The 962-nt window shown below is 63.1% G+C and carries 1 protein-coding gene; it reads right to left on the reverse strand.

Translation table 11 applies throughout. The annotated features are described in order from the left end of the window. Positions 1-158 precede the first annotated feature (158 nt). Entirely contained in the window at positions 159-767 is a 609-nt protein-coding gene (locus ACZY0B_RS27700) for a hypothetical protein (RefSeq protein ID WP_463767416.1), read from the reverse strand. Between the last annotated feature and the right edge of the window lie 195 nt (positions 768-962).

The following is a 962-nucleotide window of genomic DNA, read 5'->3' on the forward strand; positions in this document are numbered from 1 at the left end:
CCGCCGCGGTGGCGGTATCGGCGTTGCGGCAATGTGTGCCGGCGGTGGCCAGGGTGGCGCCGTCGTCGTCGAGGTCTAACGAGTTTTCGTCACGCCGAACGTGCTCTCACGGCGGGATTTCAGCGATTTTTTCGCCCTGAGAGGACGTTCGGCGCATCTCAGTTGCAGAACGTGTAGCCGATGAATTCGGTTTCGCGGGTGTTGCTGGGCGAGTAGTTGACGTAGTGCACCGCCGGCATCCCGTTGTACTGGGTGTCGATCTGTTGCGCGTTGGGCGGTGGGACGTCTTTGGGGAAGGCCAAGATCATGTCGCCGAAGATCTTGAGGCCGCGCTGGCAGATGGCATCCGTGCGCGGCTTCTGCGCGTTCCACGCATGAACAACCACCGGCTCCGTGAGTTGGGAGCCGGTGGCGCAATTCGGATCGCACAACTTGAAAACAGCGGTGCCGGTGCCATCGGCACCCTGCGGTCCCCACGAACTCCATGACATGTCTTGCAGCGCAACGGCAACGCTCGCGCAGCCAAGGACATTGAGCTTTTTTGGACGCGGGCTCGGTTGGACCGCCGGGTTGTAGCAGCCCGGAATGGCGTAGCTGTCCGGTGGCAGCGGTGGTTGGGTGGACTGGGCCGGCGTGCTGTGCTGACCGCCGGTCAGTTTCACGGCGGCGAAGATCAGCGCACCGACCACCAGAAGGGCCACGACGATGACGATCTCTGTTAGGCGCCCCCGCCGCAGCCCGCTCCTTGAGGAGACGTCGCCGCTCATGTTCTCCAGGTTATGCCAGAAGTCGTATGCGGGGTGCCGGGTCGCTGAACATCTTCGAGCGGTAAATTTGGTCAACGCTACCAACATAGGGAAGTATCGAGGCTCTCGCGACGGGTTAAGGAGTAACCGATGAATGACCACGCACTGGCCGCGCGCCTGGCCACCGAGGCGGGGCAGCTGTTGCTCGGGGTGCGG

The organism is Mycobacterium sp. IDUB_19, assembly GCF_055419445.1.